The organism is Desulfosarcina sp., assembly GCF_046496365.1.
Lineage (GTDB): Bacteria > Desulfobacterota > Desulfobacteria > Desulfobacterales > Desulfosarcinaceae > Desulfosarcina.
Window position 1 is genome coordinate 1 of sequence record NZ_JAWOHB010000105.1, and the last position, 20,663, is coordinate 20,663.

A 20,663-nucleotide genomic window follows, 5' to 3' on the forward strand; every position below is an offset into this window, starting at 1 on the left:
GTACCAGGCGGTGATGGAGCGGATCGGCAAACCGATCGTGTTCAATATCTGCATGCTGGGTGCAGTGGTGGGACTGACCCAGCTGGTCAAGGCGGAGTCGATCATGAAGGTGCTGGAACAGCGCATCCCGCCGGGATTTATCGAGATGAACCGGCAGGCCCTGGAACTGGGGCTGGAACTGGGCCGGGACGTGAAGAAATGATTGATCTGAACCGCGACAGCGAGCGCCCTCCCCGCGGCACGCCGCGGGGAGGGTTCAACACCTGTGCGGCGGCAGCCGCATTATTTTTCGAACAGGCTCTGGAAGCTGCCATAGCCCTCTTTTTCCAACTCGTCGGCGGGGATGAATTTCAGGGACGCCGAGTTGATGCAGTAGCGCAGCCCGGTGGGTTTGGGGCCGTCTTCAAAGAGGTGGCCCAGGTGGGTGTCGCCATGCTTGCTGCGCACTTCTGTGCGTACCATGAAAAAACTCGTATCCTTTTTTTCGATCACGTTTTCCGGCTGCAGGGGACGGGTAAAACTGGGCCACCCCGTTCCCGAATCGAATTTGTCTATTGAACTGAACAGGGGCTCCCCGGAAACCACGTCCACATAGATGCCCGCTGCGTGGTTGTCCCAGTATTCGTTGTTAAATGGCGGTTCGGTGCCGTTTTCACGGGTGACCTTGTACTGCATCGGGGTGAGCGTCTGCTTGAGCTGCTCATCCGGTGGAACCTCGTACTTCGTGGCCTTTTTCACCTTGTCCATCGTTGTGGGAGACATTTCTGTTCCCAATTTCACCGTCTCACCGGCCCAGGTCATTTCCAGGAAACGGTCCCTTCCCGAGCCGGATCGGTACCAGGTGTAGCGCAGCGGATTCTTTTTGTAATAATCCTGGTGGTAGTCTTCGGCCTCATAAAAAGTTTCCAGCGGCAGGATGTCGGTAACGACCGGACGGTCAAAACGACCGGAGGCGGCCAACGCCTGCTTTGAGGTCTCGGCCAGTTGCCGTTCTTCTTCGGTGGCGTAGAATATGACACTGCGGTACTGGTCCCCCCGATCGACGAACTGGCCTCCCGCATCAGTCGGATCGATGTGGCGCCAGAACACGTCCAACAGTTGTTTGTAAGAAACCCTGGTGGGGTCGTAGACGATTTTGATGGCTTCCACATGGCCGGTTCCCCCGGCAGAAACCTGCTGGTAGGTGGGGTTGTCCACCCCACCGCCGGTGTAGCCCGACACCGCTTGGATCACACCGTCCACTTTTTCGAAATCCGATTCCGTGCACCAGAAACAGCCGCCGGCAAAGACGGCCGAACGTGAATTTTCAACCATTTTATCCATGGACTTCTCCATTTTTGCATCCATGCTTCCGACCTGCTGGCAACCGAAGAAGATCGAGATCAGAACCCATGCTGCAATCATTGTGTTTTTCATTACACACCTCCAGTTTATCCATCCGTTTCAAGGTTTTCTTGGACAGACAATAAGACACCCGGTTGAGGGGCGTGTAACGTTAAGGTAAAGATCAGGTAAAGAATTTCAAGGGGAAGGCTATTGAGGGATGGGGATGGTGAAGCCGATGTGGAGGGTTCCCGCGGTCAGTTCGGCATGCACATTTCCCCCATGGGCCTCCACGAGTTCCTTGACGATGGACAGGCCGATGCCGGCACCGCCATGCCTGCGGGAGCGGGATTTCTCACCCCGGTAAAAGCGTTCGAAAAGATAGGACAGGTCGTCGGAGAGCACCTCCCCAGCGGCGTTGGCATAGTCTACGCGGACATAGTCGGATTGCATGCCAAGGGTGATGGCGATCTCGGTTGCCTGGGGTGCATATTGAACCGCGTTGTCAGTCAGGTTGCGCAGGATCCGGCCCAGGCGGTCCCGGTCGGCGTGGATGGTCACGGGCGTTGGGCAGCCCTTTATGTTGACGGTCAGCGATTTCTTGTTCAGTGCCGGCGTGAAGGCGGCCAGGGTGGTTTCAAGCATGGCCTTCAAATCGATGTCGGTTGGTTGAAGTCGTCCGCCGGCGGCGTCGGCCCGGGCCAGGGCCAGCACGTCTTCCACCAGCTGAACCAGCCGCAGGGTTTCGTCCTGGAGCAGGGAGAACGTCTCCGGGGCGGGGGGCAGCACCCCGTCGTTGAGGGCCTCCAGGTAACCGCGTATGTTGGTCAGCGGCGTGCGCAGCTCGTGGGCCACATCGATCATCAGGGATCGGCGCAGGCGTTCGATCTTTTCCAGTTTCTCCGCCATGCGGTTGAAGGCCCGGGCCAGTTGGCCAACCTCGTCGGCAGCGGCCACCGGCACCCGTGCCGAGAAATTACCCGCGGCGATTTCACCGGTGATGGCGTTCATGCGGGTCAGGGGGCCCAGTATGCGGCGGTTCATCACGAAGCTGAGCATTATCGCCAGGCCGATGGCGCCTGCAAAGGCCCAGATCAAGTATCGGTGCACGGCATCGACGAACATGGCGTGGGCGGGTCCGGGAGAGATGTGGTACTTTTCCATAAGCGTGACAAAGTAGCCGGCGGCCAGGGTGTCGATGGCCAGCCAGACCACCACCACGGCGAATCCCACCACCACCAGATTGACCGCCAGCAGTTTGATGATCAGGTAGCGCTTGACCATGGTTTTTAGCTCATCCCGGCTGCCGGTCCGCAAAGCGGTAGCCGATGCCGCGGTCGGTGAGGATATATTGCGGGGCTGCGGGTGCGGGTTCTATTTTCTGGCGCAGCTTGCCGATGTGAACGTCCACCACCCGGTCAATGACCACGGCTTCGCCCCTGGGATAGAGGCGGTCCAGCAATTCGTCGCGGGTAAAGGTGCGTCCCGGGGCTGCCATGAGGGCTGCCATCAGTGCATATTCATGGGGCGTCAGTGAAACCGGCTGGTTTTCCACGCTGAGGCGCCTTTTTTCAAGATCCAGACGAACCGCACCGTGAATCAGAACGGAGGCTTGCTTTTGGGCTCGAGGAGCAGACCGTCTCAGTACGGCCTTGACCCGGGCCACCAGTTCGCGGGGGCTGAAGGGTTTAACCACATAATCGTCGGCGCCCAAGGTGAGGCCGGCCACCCGGTCGATCTCCTCGCCCCGGGCGGTGAGCATGATTACCGGTACATTGGAATCCTGCCGCAACCGGCGGCAGACCTCCCAGCCATCCACTTCGGGAATCATCAGGTCGAGGATCACCAGATCGGGTTTGTGTTGGCCGGCCAGACGCAGGGCCGCTTCCCCGTCGCCGGCGGTCACTGGTGAAAATCCCTCCCGTTCCAGATACAGGGCAATCAGGGATAGCGTGTTTTCATCATCCTCGACCACCAGAACCGTTTTTGGGCCGTGTTTTTCCATATGGAATCCCCGATGCCTATCTCTCTTCAGCCGATAGGCCGGTGCTCAGTTGGCGATGCCTGAAGCAGCCCACCAGATGGTCGTTAATCACTCCCGCGGCCTGCAGAAAAGCGTAGCAGATGGTGCTGCCCACAAAGGTGAAGCCTTTGTGCTGCAGTGCCCTGCTGACGGCAGCGGACAAATTCGAGTTTGCCGGCACCGATTCGCTTGCTGTCCAGCGGTTTTGGATCACCCGGCCCCCGGTGAAGGCCCAGATGAATCTGTCGAAGCTGCCGTGGGCTTCCTGCAGGCGGAGAAACGCCCGTGCATTCTTGACGGCGGCCCGGATCTTGAGCCGGTTGCGGATGATCGCCGGGTTGGCCATGGCCGCGGCCATGGCGTTTTCCGACATCCCGGCCACGCATTGCGGGTCAAAACCGTAGAAAACCTTGTGGAAGGCCTCGCGTTTGTGCAGCACCGTTTTCCACGACAGGCCGGCCTGAAAAGCATCCAGGACCATGAATTCAAACCACTTGCGGTCCTCGTGGACCGGTACACCCCACTCGCTGTCGTGGTAGCGGATCATTACCGGGTCGTCCCCGGGCCATGCGCAGCGTTGGCGGTTGTGTGCGTCCATGGCAGTCCTCCGGCTCACTTATCGGTCAGTTTCCTGAATGTTTTTTCAGGCAGTGGATAGCGTTAATGCTGTGCTTATATATCACATAAGCGTTTAAGGCAAAACGGTCGACCTTTATCGACCACCTGATCCCAGCTCAGCAAATAATGATTGTCATCAGGCCGATCAGTTTTAAGGACCCTTGCCTGCAAAAATGCGTCCTTGATCCGCCGGGCCAAGTTTAGCATGTTGGACCCCATCTTCGCTTGAATCGGGTTGATTGTACCCATTCCCTTGCATTATGAAGGCTTAAAGGAGAAAGCATGTCCAAGGTTTTGCCGACAAACAGACGATTGCGCTGGTCCGTGTTCGGCCTGCTGTGGAAGGCCGCCGCCTGCCTCGTCATAGCCAGCCTGTCGATGGTTCTGCTTCTGCGCTGGATACCACCACCCACGAGCGCCTTTATGCTGCAGCAGCGTCTGTCCGGCATCGCTGTCGACTACCGATGGACCCCCATGAACCGGATCTCCCCACATGTGGCCCTGGCCGTCATCGCTTCGGAGGATCAGAATTTCTTCGACCACTGGGGGCTGGATCTGAAGGCCATTGCCGATGCCTTCAAGGACAATCGCACCCGCCAACATCCCCGCGGCGCCAGCACCATCAGCCAGCAGGTCGTCAAGAACCTGTTTCTGTGGTCGGGACGAAACTACCTGAGAAAGGGGCTCGAGGTCTACTTCACCCTGCTTATGGAAATCATGTGGCCCAAAACCCGCATCCTGGAAGTCTATCTCAATATTGCGGAAATGGGCCAGGGTGTCTTCGGTGTGGAGGCGGCCGGCCAGCGGTTTTTCAACAAACCGGCTGCTCGGCTGAATCAGCGGGAATCCGCCACCCTGGCGGCCATACTTCCCAGTCCCAGGCGCATGTCGGCCAGCCGGCCGTCGGACTATGTGATCCGCCGGGCCTGGCAGATCATCGAGCAGATGAATATGCTGGGAGGCACCCGTTTTGTAAAACGGAACAGCCAATGAGCACGGCGTTCTCTTACGACCCGTTTATTACCGTGATCTGATCGTTCAGGGTCCAGAAATCATAAAGGTAGCCCAGCCCGAAGATGCCGCCGGTCAACAGATAGACGACGCCGGTCGGCCATTTTCCCAGGTACATACGGTGGATGCCCAGCAAACCCAGGAAGGTGAGCAGCACCCAGGCCACCGTATAGTCAATGCGACCGCTGCGGAACCGGATACCCGCCTGTCGATCCATGGAAGGGATCAGGAACAGGTCGATGACCCAGCCGATGCCCAGCAGTCCGAGGGTGAAAAAGTAGATGGTGCCCGAGATGGGTTTGCCGAAGTAAAACCGATGGGCACCGGTGAATCCGAAGATCCAGAGCGTGTAGCCTACCGATTTAAGGTGGGTATTGTCATCTGCCATATGGTTGCTCTCCCGGCCATTTGAGGTTGATGGCTGCATTTGCATTCAAGGTGCATCCGGGTCAACAAGTGCGATATCGCGGAGAAATTTCCGGATAATTGCCAGCGCCTTTTGGGTAGTGCCCGGTGAAAGGATGTCACCGGCCAGAATATGGTGGCCCAAATCCCGGTTGCTCGTAAAAAAAACCAGTTTATTCCGCCTGGAGGAAAAGTCACGAAACCGTTTGACGGCCAGGGTGACGTTGATCACCCGATCCCGGGGGTTGACCATCATCAGCACAGGAATGGTGGTGTGATTTAAATCGATTCGCCAGGACAGGCGGACCAGATGCATCATGGTGGCGATGGCCCTGACTGGATAGCATACCGTCCAGAATCGGGCGTGACGGGCATTGACCGCGTCGAAGTTCCGCCGACTGCCGAAACAGCATTCGAATAATCGTATTGCCGGGCGCCAGAGGGCTGCAGCCGCCAGGGGGTTTTTGGGGAAGAAGTTGGGCGAGAGCAGAATCAAGCTGTGGATCAGCGGGGCGTCAACCGGCCGGGCCGCCAGCCAGGTAGCCAGGGTTGCTCCGGTGGAGGTGCCCACCAGGATGATTTTTTTTCCGAGTCGACGGCCGATGGCCATGGCTTCCATGCCGTCGTTCAGCCAATCGTTTACCGTGGCGGCGGCCATTGCATGTCCATTTTGCCCATGGCCGGTGAGGCGCGTGTAATACAGGTTGGCGCCCATGGCCTCTGCCAGTCGATCACACAGGGGCCAGGTCTCCATGCGGCTGGCAGAAAAGCCATGCAGGTAAACGATGGCAAGATCGCGCAGTTGGCGTTTATTTTCATGCCAGACGATTTTTTTCTCGCAACCGTGCCTGATGCCGGAGCATCGGGATTCCGATTCATGCAGATAGCCGTCGAGTCTATCCAATTGCCTGGTGATCGTATGGTCATAATCAACCGCCACGGGGATGTATTTCTCCTGGAGACGTTGCATGGAAACGTGTAAACCTTTAACAGAGAACAGCGGGCGGGGTCAACGGCGTGAACGTTTAATTGTCGGCGGCGATGGGAAGCTGGGCCGTATCGTTCAAGGGGGCATGGCCGGCAAGGAAGGACGGCGCCTGGGCCAAGGTCTGGTCAATAGGATTTTGCACCGGCGGCATCAATTACCTTTCAGCGTGGCAAGGGGAAGGGTGGATTTGTGACCAAATATTTCGTATAAACGGGTATTTTGATCTCCACCGATGTACGGGGATTTGCCTGATTTCTGCATTCAGGGGGCATTCGATGACGCAGATTCAAATGATTTATGCAATGGGCGGTGCGGCCGGCCTTCTTCTGGTTGCGGCCATCGCCCTGCTGGTGATTCGATCCCGGTTGAAGGCCGACTTGGTCGCCATGGCACGCCTGTCAAAGATGGAAAAGACTGCCCTGGAGGAGAAATTGTTATCGGTCCGGAGTCAACTGGATCGGGTCCACGCCGATATGGCTTCGGTCGAGGCCCAACTGGATCGACGCCGGGAGGTCATGGGCGAACTGGAAGCGCAAAAGGCGGCCCTGGCCCAAGCCGTCACCCGGATTCCCGTGTTGGAGGACTCCCTGGAAAAGCGCCGACAGGAGCAGCAACAGCTTAACGCCGCCAACCTGACCCTGGAAAAAAAGCTGTCTGAGTTGTCCACCCGGCTGGATGCCGAGCGCCGTCAGTCCCAAGAAAAGATCGCCCTGCTCAACGATGCCCGGGAGCGGCTGACGGTTGAGTTCAAGGATCTGGCGGAGCGGATCCTGGAAGAGAAGGGCAGGACCTTTGCCGAGCACAACAAATCCCAGATGAATGGACTGATCGGCCCCCTGCGTGAGCAGTTGGGTGATTTCAAAAAGCGGGTGGAAGATGTTTACGATAAAGAATCCCGGGATCGTGCGACCCTGCTCAACGAGATCAGCCACTTGAAAAACATTAACGCGCGCATTGGCAAGGATGCCCTGAACCTGACCAATGCCCTCAAAGGCGACGTGAAAACCCTGGGCGGCTGGGGGGAGGTCATTCTGGAGCGCATTCTGGAGGCATCGGGTCTGGAAAAGGGGCGTGCCTATGAAACCCAGGTGAGTCTGACCGGATGCAGCGGCAGCCGCTGCCAGCCCGACGTGATTGTCCGGCTTCCCCAGGGCAGGGATGTCATCATCGATGCCAAGGTGTCGCTCAAGGATTACGAACGCTATCACGCATCCACCGATGAAACGGTTCGGGCCAGCGCAATCAAAGCGCATCTGACCTCCCTGCGGACCCACTTCAAAGGCCTCAGCGAAAAGCACTACGAGGACCTGGAGGGGATCCGCAGCCTGGATTTCGTGCTCATGTTCGTGCCCATCGAGGCCGCTTTTTTTGCAGCCGTGGAGCATGACCGTTCCCTGTTCGGGGAAGCCTTCGAAAAGAACGTGATCCTGGTTTCACCGTCCACCCTTCTGGTGACCTTAAGAACCATTCACAACATCTGGCGCCATGCGGACCAAAATGAAAACGCCCTGGAGATCGCCCGCCAGGCCGGTGGATTATACGATAAATTTATCGGTTTCATCGAGGTGCTGGAAGAGGTGGGGCGGCAGCTGGACCGGGCCAAAGATGCCTACCGCACCGCACGGGAACGGCTCTTTACGGGCAGAGGCAACCTGGTTCGCCGTGCCGAACAACTCAAGACCCTGGGGGTTAAAGCCAACAAGGCGCTTCCCGGCGCTTTTGCATCAGATTCCCTGCCTGAAGAGAATTAGGACCGCCGTTTGTCGTTTGCCCGCAAGGATACTTCCGCAACCATACCCGCATTGCCAGGGACCATTGACGCGATCCTGAGACCTGCCTGGTTCCCCATTTGCATGTTTTCGGATTTATGCTATGAAAAAAGTGGCGCACGAACAACAGATAAAGGAGGTTGAAATGGGATTGACCGGATGGAGGAGTCGGTTGAAAATTTTGTGGTTTGTGGCGCTTGCATGCGGCTTGAGCGCCTTTTCCGCGTATGGTGCCGATCAGGAAGCGCTGGAGCGCCTCGAAAAAATCATCCGGCAACAACAGGCCCAGATTGAAGCCCAGCAACAAACCCTTGAACAGCTTCAAGGCCAGGTGGAGGCGCTCAAAGGACAGACAGCCAAGGCCACGGTCAAGGCGGCCACGGACAGCCCTGCGGCGGTCAAAGCCGGAAACTCCAAAGGCAGTGTCAAAATATACGGTCAGGTGAACAAGGCGGTGTTGTATAGCAACGACGGCGACGACGATAACGTTTACCTGGTGGACAATGACAACTCCTCTACCCGCGTAGGGCTGGAGGGAACCATCGAACCCAACGACAAATATGCCATCGGCACCCGCATCGAAGTGGAGTACCAGACCAACCCCAGCAACCTGGTCAACCAAGATGATAGAAGATTGGAGGACGCCACGTTTGAAAAGCGCCATCTGGATCTGTGGGTGGATGGCAACACGATCGGTAAGTTTTCACTGGGATGGGGAAGTACCGCATCGGATCATTCTTCGGAAGTGGACCTGTCCGGCACCAGTGTGGTGGGATACTCCGACATCGCCAGCATGGCCGGCGGCCAGCTATTTTACGATAATAACTCGGACAGCCTGTCCGGTACCCGGATCGGCAGCGTCTTCAGCAACATGGACGGTCTGAGCCGCCAGGAGCGCATTCGCTACGACACCCCCGACTTCAACGGGTTCGTCGGATCGACCTCCTATATCTCCGATGGTGGCGGGGATTTCGCCGTGCGCTACAGCGCACTAATCGATGCCTTCAAACTGGCTGCGGCCGCGGCCTACGCCAATCCCGGCAGCACCTCGGACACGATTGACGATCAACTGAGCGCTTCGATTTCCGTGCTGCATGATTCCGGATTCAACGGCACCTTTGCCATGGGAACCCGGGACCATAAGGGCGCCGGCCGGGATGATGGCGCCTATTTCTATACCAAGTTCGGCTACCGGGGCCGCTGGTGCCCACTGGGGGTGACCTCGCTGTCGGCCGATTATGGCCGCTACTCGGACATCAGCACCAACGGCGACGATGCGGATGTCATGGGATTTCAGATGGTTCAGGACCTTCAGACGTGGGGTACCGAGGCCTATTTAGGCTACCGGTTCCACAAGCTGGACAGAAATGGTGAGAATTACGACAACATCAATGCGGTCATGACAGGCATGCGGGTGAAATTTTAAATGCAACCCAAATGGAAATGGATCTGTGTGATGTCGGCTGTTTTAATGGTATTCGGCATAACCGGCTGCTCGTCGACACCGCGGCCTTTTGAATACCACGACGACCGTGACGAGAAACCCGGGCCCGGTCTCTTCTCCGGTGAAAAGGGTGGTTTTGTTATCTTTGGCCCGCCTGCGGAGAAAGAAAACGACGTGCAAAAAATACCGCAAAAGGATTCGCAGTAAGGACCCCCAGCCGGGATAAAAAAGCGCTGCCGATGCCTTCGCTACTGCGATGGTCATCGGCGGCTGCTTTTGGTCTTGACCCGGGGGTGGTGGTCGGTTTTTTTTTCTAGTCAGCCATCAATACACCTTGCGCCTCGAAAACCCCCTGCCCAGCACGTTGAAGGTATTTTCCGTGATGATGAAGGCTTCCGGGTCGATGGACAGGGCCGCCTCCTCCACGCGCTTTAACTGGTAGTTGTGGACCACGGTGAGGATGACTTTCTTTGCTTTGCCCGTGTACCCCCCGCTGCCGTTCAGGAAAGTGACCCCCCGGCTGAGGCGGTCATGGATCTCCTTGGCAATGCGGTCGTTCAAATCGGAGATGATGAATACCATCTTGCGCTGATTGGAAAAGGCCAATACATAATCCAGCGTCTGGGACGAAATAAAGCTCATGAAAAGGGAATAGAGCACCAGATCGGTGTCGAGTGCGCCAAAGCTGAAGGCGAACAGCACCAGGTTGAAGGCAAAGTAGAAGGTGCCCATGCGGAGGCTGAATTTCTGGTTCAGAATGATGCCGATAATGTCCAGGCCCCCGGCTGAACCCAACGAGTGGAGCACCAGGCCGGATCCGGCACCCATGAGTACGCCGCCGGCCAGCACGGCCAGCATCGGCTCCTTGATGGGCAGGGTGAACCCGATCAGATCGATGGTCAGAGACAGGGCGGCAACGCCAAACAGGCTGTAAAAAAAGAACCGCCGGCTGATGTGGACCCACCCCACAAGAAAGATGGGGATGTTGACGAGCAGGTACCATAACCCCGGTGACAGAAGCCCGCTGACATAGTAGAACAGCAGGGTCAGACCGGAAATGCCGCCGGTGATGAATCCGTGGGGGATCGCGATGGACTTCAATCCGACGCCGAAAACGATGGATCCTGCCGAAATCAGGAACAGGTTCCACAGTACGGATGAGATAAACTGGTGGTACAGGATCTTTTTCATCTGGTGAATCCTCTGAGGTTGCCTGAAGATGCGAATTCCTTCATGGTGCCCATGTATACGGACGGCGGCGCACCAGCATGGACATTTTCCAAAAGCATCGATTGTAACGCTGCATCACCGCATGTCAAGCCGCAGAGCCAAAAAAATGACCGACACCCAAAAACAAATACCGGACCGTGAGGTGACAACGGCCATCGATCCCGACCGATGCATCGGCTGCGGCCTGTGCATACCCGTGTGCCCCAAACAGACTTTGGCCATCGAAGGCGGGAAAGCCGTGGTTCAGGGAGCGACCTCTTTGAATTGTGACCATTGTGCGGCGGCGTGTCCGCTGGAAGCCATCCGGGTGGCGGCGGTGGACCCGCTGCTGATGCAATTTCACACCTTCGCCGCGGATACCGGTTGGCTGCCCCATGGCCGATTCGATACCGCCGCCCTGGTCAACCTCATGGGCTCACGGCGATCCTGCCGGAACTATTCCGACAGCCCGGTGGATCGAACGCTGTTGGAAGATCTGGTCAAGGCGGGCATCACCGCACCGTCGGGCTCCAACTGCCAGCCATGGACGTTCACCATCCTGGCGGACCGTCAGGCCGTCAACCGGCTGGGACGCCGGGTGGGTGAATTTTTCAGGAAAACCAACCGTATGGCTGAGAACCGGTGGCTCCGGACCGCATTGAAATGGATCGGCAAGCCGGAGCTGGACGTCTACTTTCGTCTGCACTATCCTACGGTGAAGATGGGTCTGGCAGCCTGGGACAGCGGTGAACGTGATCTGCTGTTTCACGGAGCCACCGCCGTGATTGTGGTATCCGCCGACGATGACGCTTCCTGCCCGGGCGAAGACGCCCTGCTGGCAACCGGAAACATGCTGCTGGCCGCCCATGCCATGGGGCTTGGGACCTGTCTGATCGGTTTTGTCATCGCGGCCATGCGACGGGATCGAGCCATCGTCCGGATGCTGGGCATTCCCGACCATGAAACCCCCCATGCCGTTATCGCCCTGGGTTGGCCCTGCGAAACCTATCGGCGGGTGGCCGGTCGGAGACCGGTCGTAATCCGTTATGCAGATTAAGTCAAAAATCGCTTAATCTTGTTCAAGTTATTTTTCTGGCCCAGCCTTGGCGATTTACCATACTGTCTTACCGGAGGATGCCATGCAATCCATAATCAACGACGACGGGTCATCCCCTTTGGTTCTGGTGGTGGATGACGATGATGATATCCGCGATATCCTCTCTTACGGTATCCAGGCCTCCGGGTGTCGGTGCCTGACTGCGGACAGCGCAGAGGCGGCGTTGAATATCCTGCGGTCGGATCCGGTGGAGGTGGTCATCTCCGATGTCCAGATGAAGGGGATGAGCGGCCTCGACCTCTGCCGCCGGATTAAAGACCATTTCGATGCCGACGTGATTATCATCACCGGCCTGGTCAATAATTTCGCCTACGAGGAGATCATCGCCTATGGAGCCAGCGATTTTATCGAGAAACCCATCCGGCTTGCGGAGATCGTTGCGCGGTTGAAACGGGTGTTGATAGAACGGCAGACCCGGGAGAAGCTCAAACAGGCCGCCGAGGAGCTGCATAAAAACGTGGAGCGCTTCAAGCAAGCCATGGAGGGGTCTGTTCAGGCCATTGCGCTGGCGGTTGAAATGCGCGACCCATACACGTCGGGACACCAGAGCCGGGTGGCCGATCTTGCCTGCGCCATTGCCCGGGACATGGGGCTTTCGGAAGACCGTGTCTACGGCCTGTACATGGCCAGTATCATCCATGACCTTGGAAAGCTCACCATACCCGGGGAGATCCTCTGCAAGCCAGGCCGGCTCAGCGGCCCCGAGTACGCAATGATCCAGACGCATGTGTATTCGGGATACAACATCCTGAAAAAAATTGATTTTCCGTGGCCCTTGGCCGAAATCGTCCTCCAGCACCACGAGCGTATGGACGGTTCAGGCTATCCCAATGGCCTTTTCGGGGAAGCCATTATGATGGAGGCCAGAATTCTCAGCGTCTCCGATGTATTCGAAACCATCGGATCCCATCGTCCCTATCGTCCCTCACTGGGATTGAAAAAGGCCATGGGAGAACTGACCAGCAACAGCGGCACGCTATACGATCCCGATGTGGTTTCCGCCTGCCTGGATCTGGTGGAGGGTGAACGTTTCCAGTTCAAGAGCGCCAAGGGGGCCTCGGTGTTTGTCACCACGCAGATGCAATCCCTGTAGCGGGCATTCATCCGGCAACCGGCTCACCGGGGATCTGGGGGACGACTCCGCCGCCGGCGGCGGGCAATATCGGTAATGTTGATTGGAACGGGAATGACACGGGGGTCATTCCCATTGTCAGGCATGAATCGATCTTCCTTTGGTAATCGATTCGTGTTTTGGAGCCGAACAAGTGTTTCTATCGTATCCCGGATATCTCCCAAAAGCAGAAAGCCTCTTTTGCGTGGAATGGTTCATTTTAATAATTTTGATTCGTGGGGAAGGCGGTGGAAAACATACGTTCCTGTTTACCCAATGGGTTTTATCTTGATGCGGAACAGATCGGAGGATGTGATGAGCCTGCCCAACCCAGCCAACCCCTATGCATTCGATGAATTCCTGAGCCGGCGCGACCGTGTCGACTATTATGCCGACGACCCGTTCATCCAGAAGGTGGTCAAACACTGCGCCGGCGACGGCTGGCAGGCCGTAGACGAGGCGGCCCGGCAACTCTCTGCCAAAGCGTCCTACCGCTGGCGGGATCTGGCCGACATTGCGTCCCGACCCGAAAACCGGCCCTTGATCCTGCATTACGATGGCCATCACCATCGCATCGACCGGATTGTGCGGCCCATGGAAATGCTGACCATGGAAAAAAATGTTTTCAGTGAAGCCCTGTTTTCCGGGAAAACCGACCCCTGGGCGCGTTTGGTCAAGATGTTTTTGATCTACCAGAACGGCGAAGCCGGGACTGCCTGTCCCCTGACCTGCACCGAAGGCCTGGTGGCGCTTTTGGATGCTTTTGCCGATACCCCTGAAACCCTGGCGATCCTGGCCCACTGCAAGGAAGGCCGCGATGGAGATTTTGCCGTCGGCGCCCAGTATCTTTCGGAGATCCAGGGCGGATCGGATGTTCCGGCCAACATGCTGGAGGCGGTGAGGGAAGGGGAGAACTGGAGACTTTACGGGAACAAGTTTTTTTGTTCGGCCACCCATGCCGACTATGCCGTGGTGACCGCCAAGCCGGCCGGTTCCGAAAAGATCGCGATCTTCGTGGTTCCCTCCTGGCTGCCGGGCGACAAGGCCAAGGAGATCCGCAACGGCTTTACCATCGACCGGCTCAAGTGGAAGATGGGGACGTGTGAACTGGCCACGGCGGAGATCACCTTCAACGGGGCGCTGGCCTATCCGGTTGGTCCCCTGGATCGCGGTCTGGCGCATGTCGTGGGCGTTGTCCTGACCTGTTCCCGTTTGACGGTCGGACTTTCGGGCGCGGCTAGCATGACCCGGGCCGCCCGTGAGGCCAGGCTCTACAGTGAATTCCGGGATGCCTTCGGTCAGCGCATCGGCCGGTTCCCGATGGTGGCCGGTCAAATCGCCGGCCTCGAGAACAGCGCCCGGAGATCGACCGCCGGCGCCTTCAAGCTCTACCGGCAGTTCCTGCAACTGGACGGAAAGGTCAAGGTGGGCCTGAATCCGGCCGAGCCCATCGCATTGCGGCGCCGACGGTTCGATGTCCGCGAACTGGTGATGCTGCAGAAGATTGGCGCCTCCCGGGATGCGGTGGATCAGGTGCGCATGGCCATGTCGATCTTCGGCGGTCACGGCGTGATGGAGGATTTTTCCTGCCTGCCCAGGTTGTACCGGGATGCCGCGGTCAATGAACTCTGGGAGGGACCGCGCAATGTGTTGCTCAGCCAGATCCACCGGGACCTGCAACAGGCGCTGCCGTGGTATGCCCCGGCGGAATTCGTCCGCAATCTTCTGAGCGGGGCGGAGCGTGCGCTTGTCGCCGATTTGGCCGCAGCGATTGAAGAACTGGTTGCCCACCTCAGCCTCATGGACGATCAACCGGCCACGGTGGAAATATGCCGGCGCTGGGACGAATTCTGCCACCGTTTGTTGCATGCCTACCAGGATCTGGCCGTCGAGGAAGTGAATGCGGGAGCCGGCGCTTGGTACACGCATGCACACAAATAAGACGCCCTACATTTTTCACCACAGAGAGTGCCTGAGGCCACTGGGAAAAGACCTTATTTTGAGTAAGTTAACTCCGTGATCGCTTTGTCCTCTGTGGTAAATCGGCTTGGTTACGCAGTCATCGAGATCGGTTTTTATGCAACCCTTCAAGGTTCTTGCGGATATCACGATGGGTTGCGCTGCGCTGCACCCATCCTACGCGGCGCTGGTATGATCGCTGAAAGGGAGAATTGACTTTTTGCGGGTCCGTCAAGTTGGCTTGCCGGTACAAGGGCATGCCTGCAAAGGATGTCGTGGTCTGGCCTATCCGCCAAGCGCCGCCACCGGGGAAGGCTTCATCACCTGCAGCGCGATGGCGGCGATAAAAGCGATCATCCCCACACCGTCCACCCACGCAACCGGCCACAACAACCCCACGGTGGCCACGGCGAACAGGGCGGTTTCCACCAGGGTGGCGCGCCTGATGAAATAGCGTTCGATGGTGGCGGCAAAGGCCACCAGTCCCAAGGTGGTCGTCAGCATGGTCAGGATCACTTCCCAGTGCATCAGCGAATAGTCCGGCCCGACCCCCAATAGCGGCCGATAGGCCATCACCAGCGGGATGATGTACAATCCTTTGGCCAGTTTCCAGGAGGTGAAAGCGGTCCGCATGGGATTGGCGCCGGCCACCGCCGCACCGGCAAAGCTGGCCAGGCTGACCGGCGGGGTGACATTGGCGTCCTGGGAATACCAGAAGACAATCATGTGGGCCACCACGATGGGAACTCCCATATCCAGCAAGGCGGGGCCGGCCAGGGTGGCCAGCACGATGTAACTGGCCGTCACCGGCAGGCCCATACCCAGGACAAGGGATGCCGCGCCGATGAGCAGGATCGCCAGGGCCTTGATGCCGTAACTCAGGTCCAGCACCAGCGAGGAGAACTTCAGCCCCATGCCGGTGAGCGTCACCATGCCCACGATAATGCCCGCCGCGGCGCAGGCCACCGACACCATGACGGCATTGCGGGCCCCTTTTTCCAGGGCTCCGAGGGTCAAACGCGTCTGACTGCCGACGAATTGGAGGGCGCCGATGCGGGATTCGTCCGGCTTGCGTGACTGGGTCCACCAGCGACCGCTTTCCACCACCCAACTGGTGATCAAGGTGCTCACCACAGCCACAAAACCGGCCATCATGGGCGAATAGTTGGCAACCAGCACATAGATCAGGATCACCACGGGAATGACAAAGTGAATGCCGTTCTTGAGTACCTGCCAGGCCTTGGGCAGACTCTCCCTGGGCTGTCCTTGCAGCCCGTGCTTCTGGGCTTCGATGTGTACAAAGCACAATACGGTCAGGTAGTACATGATGGCCGGCACCAAAGCCACCTTGATGATCGTCAGGTAGCTGGTGTTGGTGAACTCGGCCATCAGGAAAGCGCCGGCGCCCATGATGGGCGGCATCAACTGGCCGCCGGTGGATGCCGCCGCTTCGATGGCGCCGGCCACGTGGGGCCGGTAGCCGACTTTTTTCATCATGGGAATGGTGAACGAGCCGGTGGCCACCACGTTGCCCACGGCGGACCCTGATATGGAGCCCAGAAAACCGGAAGCCACCACCGCGGTTTTGGCCGGACCGCCCGAGAAGCGGCCGGTCAAGGCATGGGCCATCTCGATGAAGAAATTGCCGCCGCCCGTCGATTCCAGAATGGCCCCGAACAATACGAAAACATAGACAAATGTGGCCGCCACGCCCAGGGGCAGACCGAAGATCCCCTCGGTGGTCAGCCACAACGTGGTTACAATGCGCTCGATGCCATAGCCTTTATGCATGATTATTTCCGGCATATAAAGGCCGAAATAGGCGTAGAGCAGGGCGATGAGGCAGATCAGGCCCATGGCCCAGCCGACGACCCGGCGGCAGGCTTCCAGGACCAGCAGGGTCCCCACGGTGCTCACCACAATGTCCGCCGGCAGCCAGTCGCCCTGGCGTTCAAAAATAGCGCCCAGGTTCACCCAGATGTAAAGCGTGCAGGCGATGGCCACGGCGGCCAGCAGCCAGTCGATCACCAGCCACAGATTGAAGCGATCCTTGCGCAGGGCCCGGTGCATGGGATACAAAAGGAAGGTCAGCGTTAAAATGGCCGACAAATGGATGGAGCGCTGTACCAGGGCGGTCAGGGTGGTGATCCCGGCGGTATACAACTGGTACAGGCTCAGGCCGATGGCCACAACGGTCACGATTCTGGCCGTCAGCAGCCTGACGGTTAAACCATTTGCGCTTGGGATTTGCTGGTCTGGGGAGGCATTTCGGGTCATGGGCCGTCACTTTTTGAGAGGGTGGAAAAAAGTCGCTCGTATCGCAGGCGTTGAAGCCGGTTGATCGGACGGGCGGACAGTTGCACTGCCGTGTGGGGCGCCAGGGCGGTCAGGTTGATGGTGCGATCGCGCCAGATCAGGGTGTGATCGACCCCTGCCGATCCGATTCGCAGCACAAAGTCTCCGGTGGGCCGGTGCATATCCTCGATGACCTCATACGGACCCCTGCGCACCAGTTTGCCCACCCCTGGCATCTGGCCCATGCCGGCACCCAATTTCAGATAGCGCTCCTCTTCGATATGGATGATTCCCCGGGCATCCACGCTGTGGGTCTCCCATACCGGGGAGTGTTCGACCGAATGGATGTAACGGATCGTAAAGCGCTCCCCGGGGTCCATCCAAATGCGGACCAGCGGACGGCCGCCCGTGACGGGCGTCAGGCTGAGCAGCAATCCGCCGGGAAGCAAAAATCCCGCCAGCAATGCCAGCGCCGTCAAAGCGGCCAAAGCCGCCGGTCCGAATTTGTAAAGGCGATGGGGCCCGCTTTTTATGGTCGCATCAGCCACGCGCCGGTTCCAATTAAGGCATCAATTTGGCCGGCACCTCGACACCCTTTTCCTCGAGGTACTTGATCGTGCCCGGATGCAGGGGAATGGGTGAATAGACGGCAGTGTTCTTTGGCACGGTATAGCTGGCCGATGGATGAATCTTGACCAGATAGTCGTTATGATCGAAAAGCGCCTTGGTCAATTTGTAAACCAGTTCCGTATCCAGCGAGCCCTGGCAGATCATCACGTTCCAGACGCCGATGGTCGGCACCGCCTGGTCCTGACCGCGGTAGACACCGGCGCTCAGATCGACCGCCGAATAGGTCGGGTTGGCCGCCACGATCTTGTCGGCCTGCTGGGGCGTAACCCCGATGACGTGGATATCGTGGGTCGTCGCCAGATCCAGAATGGAACTGGTGCCCGGGCCCACCGACCAGAACCCCACCTCGATGGTCCCGTCCCGGAGCGCGTTGGCGTTTTCGGTAAAAGAGAGGCGGCTGTCCCGGTAATCCTTCGGTTCGATACCCAATGCTTTCAGTACGGCCTCGGACATGAAATTGGTGCCGCTGCCCGGACTGCCGGTGCTGATGCTGCGGCCCCGGAGTTGTTCGAGGTTGGTGATCCCGCTGGCTTTCAAAGCGACCACCTGCAGCAGATTGGGATACATGGCGGCCATGGTCAGCACGTCCTGCTTTTTGCCCTGGAACTGGGTGGCCCCCTCATAAGCGGCGATGGACACATCGCCCATGACCAGGCCTACGACGGTTTCACCCCGGTGGGCCAGGCGGATATTTTCAACACTGGCACCGGTCACTTCGGCCACGGCTTTCACGCCGGGCACATGCTTGGACCAGATTTCAGCCACACCGCCGCCATAGGGATAGTATACGCCGCCGGTGCCACCCGTGCCGATGGAAATGAAACTGGTTTTGGCCGGAACGGATCCTGCGGACAACATGATAACGATCAGGGCCAGAACAGCGATGGACAACCGCGAGAATCGATAACTCATCATATGCGCCTCCTTGAATGATTGCCGAACGTTCGGTCTGTAATCCGGTAGCCTAGTTGTCTGCACGCACCGTCGTCACGAGCACCTGGATCTTGTTGGGCATGACGGTGTGTTTCATGAATGGAATTTTAACCGTGGCATCGGCTCCGGGCGCCAGCACCGGCGGTTTTCCGCTGGTCGGCACCAGGTAGGCCACGGCCTTGTCCATTTCGTCCAGAAAGATGGTCAAACGGAAACGGGTCGGCTGCTGGGAACCATTCTTCAACCCGGCGGTGAAGATCAGCGAATCTTCGCCCCCGTGCGGGCCCATGGCGCAGCTGAAAGCCGTAATTTCCGCCTGCGGGGCGACCTCCCACGCAATTTTTTGGATCTGGCACGTATTGGACTTGACATTGGGGGGCGGCGCCGTCGCGCAGCCCGAGAAAAACAGACCCATGAGAACCGCCGTCAACACCAAAAGCGCACCGCTGAAATGTTTCAACTGCATAATCGCCTCCTTGTATGGGGATTGAATGGGACCCTGATGCCTCCAACAATGGGTAACGGTCGCCAGCCGATGGACCGCGGGCCGGCCGCAATCGTCTTTTCCAGCTTGGTTGCAGGAGAGGTTCATTGAAGGTTTTCAATATTTTATATGCCGTTCAAGTTTTTACTTAAACCCCAGTGCCCGGCTTTTGTCAAGCGGAAGCGCTTGACAAAAAGGTTGGACAACGGCAAGCAGGGACGGCTGTGCGAAAATAATCGCGGCACCAGAATCGGCATGGCCATCCGGTTGAACACCCACGATCGATCGAATGCAGGGGAAGGCACGCTGTTCATGAATCCATCCATCGACAAAGTCATGACACTCAAGGAAGCCATCGACCGGTTTGTCTTCAACGGCGCCCACATTTCCATCGGCGGGTTTACCGTCAACCGCAACCCCATGGCGGCGGTCTATGAAATCATGCGCCAGAAAAAGACCGGGCTCCACCTGTATGCCCACTCCAACGGCCAGGGCGTGGATGAACTGATCGGCGGCGGGTGTGTCGGGCGCCTGGAAATCGCCTACGCTGGCAACGGGCGTTTCGCCCCCACCTGCATCCGTTTTCGCAAGGCGGTGCAGTCCGGCAACCTGCAGGTTGAGGATTACTCCAACTACCAGATGACCCTGCGCTTTGCCGCCGGAGCCATGGGCCTCCCCTTTTTACCGGTACGTTCCGGCATGGGCACGGACATCGTTTCCCGGTGGGGATTTCCGCGCGCGTTGCGTCAATCGGATGCCAAACTGCCGGACCTGAAGCTGGCGTCCCTGGAAAACCCTTTCGGTGATTGGGGCGGCGCGTCCACCGTGCTGCTGGTGCCGGCCATCACCCCGGATGTCACCATTATCCATGTGCAAATGGCGGATCGCTCCGGTACGGTGCGCATGGAAGGGCTGCCTTTTTCGGACGTCGAACAGGCCAAGGCCGCCCGGCGGGTGATCGTCACCTGTGAGGAACTGGTGGATACACAAGTGCTGCGGCGACAGCCCGAGAGCAACCAGCTGCCTTTTTTTTGTGTGGATGCCGTGGTCCCCGTACCCTATGGTGCCTATCCCACGGCCTGCTATCGGTACTATGACTACGATCCCGTTTTTTTGAACGCATACCGCGGCTGGGCCCTGGACGAGCAGCGGCATGCCGATTACCTGAAGCGTTGCGTGCACGATGTGCCCGACCATGCCGGTTTCCTGGAGCTGCAGGACCCGGACCAGCTGGCGCGCATCAAGGCCGATCCGCGCACGGGCTATGCCACGGGGCTGGATCGGAGATAGTGTGCATCCGTAAATGGTGAATTTGATCAACCGGATTTCAGGAAGAAACGGACG

19 protein-coding genes are annotated in these 20,663 nt (G+C 58.3%); 8 read left to right on the top strand and 11 right to left on the bottom strand.

Annotated elements, in window-relative coordinates; translation table 11 throughout:
• The coding region (locus R6V78_RS08610) for a 2-oxoacid:acceptor oxidoreductase family protein (protein WP_410288938.1) at window positions 1-202 on the top strand (202 nt) is incomplete at its 5' end.
• Window positions 203-282: 80 nt separating this feature from the next.
• Here the strand turns inward: R6V78_RS08610 and msrB are convergent.
• The 4 genes from msrB to R6V78_RS08630 all read right to left on the bottom strand — a co-directional run bounded on the left by msrB (window position 283) and on the right by R6V78_RS08630 (window position 3,944).
• Window positions 283-1,314, bottom strand: a complete 1,032-nt coding sequence (gene msrB, locus R6V78_RS08615) for a peptide-methionine (R)-S-oxide reductase MsrB (RefSeq protein WP_410289037.1) — start codon at window positions 1,312-1,314, stop codon at window positions 283-285.
• Window positions 1,315-1,533: 219 nt separating this feature from the next.
• Window positions 1,534-2,607, bottom strand: coding sequence for an ATP-binding protein (locus R6V78_RS08620; protein ID WP_410288939.1), 1,074 nt, complete (start codon window positions 2,605-2,607; stop codon window positions 1,534-1,536).
• 10 nt (window positions 2,608-2,617) lie between these two features.
• Window positions 2,618-3,328 (bottom strand): response regulator transcription factor, encoded by a 711-nt coding sequence (locus R6V78_RS08625; RefSeq protein WP_410288940.1) that lies wholly within the window; start codon window positions 3,326-3,328, stop codon window positions 2,618-2,620.
• A gap of 16 nt (window positions 3,329-3,344) precedes the next feature.
• Window positions 3,345-3,944: a DNA-3-methyladenine glycosylase I gene (locus tag R6V78_RS08630; RefSeq protein ID WP_410288941.1), complete on the bottom strand. Its 600-nt coding sequence runs from the start codon at window positions 3,942-3,944 to the stop codon at window positions 3,345-3,347.
• A gap of 302 nt (window positions 3,945-4,246) precedes the next feature.
• Between R6V78_RS08630 and mtgA the strand changes: the two genes are divergently transcribed.
• Entirely contained in the window at window positions 4,247-4,957 is a 711-nt protein-coding gene (gene mtgA, locus R6V78_RS08635) for a monofunctional biosynthetic peptidoglycan transglycosylase (RefSeq protein ID WP_410288942.1), read from the top strand.
• 13 nt (window positions 4,958-4,970) lie between these two features.
• Here the strand turns inward: mtgA and R6V78_RS08640 are convergent, their stop codons facing one another.
• Both R6V78_RS08640 and R6V78_RS08645 read right to left on the bottom strand, forming a co-directional pair.
• Entirely contained in the window at window positions 4,971-5,363 is a 393-nt protein-coding gene (locus tag R6V78_RS08640; protein WP_410288943.1) for an NINE protein, read from the bottom strand.
• 45 nt (window positions 5,364-5,408) lie between these two features.
• Window positions 5,409-6,350, bottom strand: coding sequence for an alpha/beta hydrolase (locus R6V78_RS08645; RefSeq protein WP_410288944.1), 942 nt, complete (start codon window positions 6,348-6,350; stop codon window positions 5,409-5,411).
• A 293-nt stretch (window positions 6,351-6,643) separates the two neighbouring features.
• Here R6V78_RS08645 and rmuC point away from each other — a divergent pair, with 293 nt between their 5' ends.
• Both rmuC and R6V78_RS08655 read left to right on the top strand, forming a co-directional pair.
• The gene (gene rmuC / locus R6V78_RS08650) at window positions 6,644-8,119 is read left to right on the top strand and encodes a DNA recombination protein RmuC (RefSeq protein ID WP_410288945.1); all 1,476 of its coding nucleotides are present in this window, start codon (window positions 6,644-6,646) and stop codon (window positions 8,117-8,119) included.
• 121 nt (window positions 8,120-8,240) lie between these two features.
• Complete coding sequence (locus R6V78_RS08655) at window positions 8,241-9,563, top strand: porin (protein ID WP_410288946.1); 1,323 nt, start codon at window positions 8,241-8,243, stop codon at window positions 9,561-9,563.
• Window positions 9,564-9,905: 342 nt separating this feature from the next.
• Here the strand turns inward: R6V78_RS08655 and R6V78_RS08660 are convergent, their stop codons facing one another.
• Window positions 9,906-10,772: a YitT family protein gene (locus tag R6V78_RS08660; protein ID WP_410288947.1), complete on the bottom strand. Its 867-nt coding sequence runs from the start codon at window positions 10,770-10,772 to the stop codon at window positions 9,906-9,908.
• Between the two features lie 145 nt (window positions 10,773-10,917).
• On the opposite strand from R6V78_RS08660, the gene R6V78_RS08665 reads away from it, so the two are divergent.
• The 3 genes from R6V78_RS08665 (at window position 10,918) to R6V78_RS08675 (ending at window position 14,959) form a co-directional block, all read left to right on the top strand.
• A complete protein-coding gene (locus tag R6V78_RS08665) occupies window positions 10,918-11,847 on the top strand; it encodes a nitroreductase family protein (RefSeq protein WP_410288948.1) in 930 nt (309 codons plus the stop codon).
• Window positions 11,848-11,929: 82 nt separating this feature from the next.
• On the top strand, window positions 11,930-13,000 hold the full coding sequence (locus tag R6V78_RS08670; RefSeq protein ID WP_410288949.1) for an HD-GYP domain-containing protein: 1,071 nt from the start codon (window positions 11,930-11,932) through the stop codon (window positions 12,998-13,000).
• Between the two features lie 333 nt (window positions 13,001-13,333).
• Window positions 13,334-14,959: an acyl-CoA dehydrogenase family protein gene (locus tag R6V78_RS08675; RefSeq protein ID WP_410288950.1), complete on the top strand. Its 1,626-nt coding sequence runs from the start codon at window positions 13,334-13,336 to the stop codon at window positions 14,957-14,959.
• 303 nt (window positions 14,960-15,262) lie between these two features.
• Here the strand turns inward: R6V78_RS08675 and R6V78_RS08680 are convergent, their stop codons facing one another.
• The 4 genes from R6V78_RS08680 to R6V78_RS08695 are packed head-to-tail and all read right to left on the bottom strand — an operon-like array spanning window position 15,263 to window position 19,301.
• A complete protein-coding gene (locus R6V78_RS08680) occupies window positions 15,263-17,254 on the bottom strand; it encodes a TRAP transporter permease (protein WP_410288951.1) in 1,992 nt (663 codons plus the stop codon).
• Window positions 17,251-17,820 carry a DUF1850 domain-containing protein gene (locus R6V78_RS08685; RefSeq protein ID WP_410288952.1) on the bottom strand — a complete coding sequence of 190 codons (570 nt, stop codon included), beginning with the start codon at window positions 17,818-17,820 and terminating at the stop codon, window positions 17,251-17,253. The genes R6V78_RS08680 and R6V78_RS08685 overlap by 4 nt, the downstream gene beginning before the upstream one ends.
• Window positions 17,821-17,833: 13 nt before the next feature.
• On the bottom strand, window positions 17,834-18,817 hold the full coding sequence (locus R6V78_RS08690) for a TAXI family TRAP transporter solute-binding subunit (protein WP_410288953.1): 984 nt from the start codon (window positions 18,815-18,817) through the stop codon (window positions 17,834-17,836).
• Between the two features lie 49 nt (window positions 18,818-18,866).
• Window positions 18,867-19,301 (bottom strand): hypothetical protein, encoded by a 435-nt coding sequence (locus R6V78_RS08695; RefSeq protein WP_410288954.1) that lies wholly within the window; start codon window positions 19,299-19,301, stop codon window positions 18,867-18,869.
• Between the two features lie 204 nt (window positions 19,302-19,505).
• Between R6V78_RS08695 and R6V78_RS08700 the strand changes: the two genes are divergently transcribed.
• Complete coding sequence (locus R6V78_RS08700; protein WP_410288955.1) at window positions 19,506-20,609, top strand: CoA transferase subunit A; 1,104 nt, start codon at window positions 19,506-19,508, stop codon at window positions 20,607-20,609.
• Window positions 20,610-20,663 lie beyond the last annotated feature (54 nt).

Bases quoted from the DNA above. Each gene is read 5' to 3' on its own strand.
- R6V78_RS08680 (WP_410288951.1), bottom strand. From the start codon at position 17,254: ATGACCCGAAATGCCTCCCCAGACCAGCAAATCCCAAGCGCAAATGGT.
- R6V78_RS08660 (WP_410288947.1), bottom strand. From the start codon at position 10,772: ATGAAAAAGATCCTGTACCACCAGTTTATCTCATCCGTACTGTGGAAC.
- R6V78_RS08630 (WP_410288941.1), bottom strand. From the start codon at position 3,944: ATGGACGCACACAACCGCCAACGCTGCGCATGGCCCGGGGACGACCCG.
- R6V78_RS08670 (WP_410288949.1), top strand. From the start codon at position 11,930: ATGCAATCCATAATCAACGACGACGGGTCATCCCCTTTGGTTCTGGTG.
- R6V78_RS08620 (WP_410288939.1), bottom strand. From the start codon at position 2,607: ATGGTCAAGCGCTACCTGATCATCAAACTGCTGGCGGTCAATCTGGTG.
- mtgA (WP_410288942.1), top strand. From the start codon at position 4,247: ATGTCCAAGGTTTTGCCGACAAACAGACGATTGCGCTGGTCCGTGTTC.
- R6V78_RS08695 (WP_410288954.1), bottom strand. From the start codon at position 19,301: ATGCAGTTGAAACATTTCAGCGGTGCGCTTTTGGTGTTGACGGCGGTT.
- R6V78_RS08645 (WP_410288944.1), bottom strand. From the start codon at position 6,350: ATGCAACGTCTCCAGGAGAAATACATCCCCGTGGCGGTTGATTATGAC.
- rmuC (WP_410288945.1), top strand. From the start codon at position 6,644: ATGACGCAGATTCAAATGATTTATGCAATGGGCGGTGCGGCCGGCCTT.
- R6V78_RS08665 (WP_410288948.1), top strand. From the start codon at position 10,918: ATGACCGACACCCAAAAACAAATACCGGACCGTGAGGTGACAACGGCC.
- R6V78_RS08690 (WP_410288953.1), bottom strand. From the start codon at position 18,817: ATGATGAGTTATCGATTCTCGCGGTTGTCCATCGCTGTTCTGGCCCTG.
- R6V78_RS08625 (WP_410288940.1), bottom strand. From the start codon at position 3,328: ATGGAAAAACACGGCCCAAAAACGGTTCTGGTGGTCGAGGATGATGAA.
- msrB (WP_410289037.1), bottom strand. From the start codon at position 1,314: ATGGTTGAAAATTCACGTTCGGCCGTCTTTGCCGGCGGCTGTTTCTGG.
- R6V78_RS08675 (WP_410288950.1), top strand. From the start codon at position 13,334: ATGAGCCTGCCCAACCCAGCCAACCCCTATGCATTCGATGAATTCCTG.
- R6V78_RS08640 (WP_410288943.1), bottom strand. From the start codon at position 5,363: ATGGCAGATGACAATACCCACCTTAAATCGGTAGGCTACACGCTCTGG.
- R6V78_RS08655 (WP_410288946.1), top strand. From the start codon at position 8,241: ATGAAAAAAGTGGCGCACGAACAACAGATAAAGGAGGTTGAAATGGGA.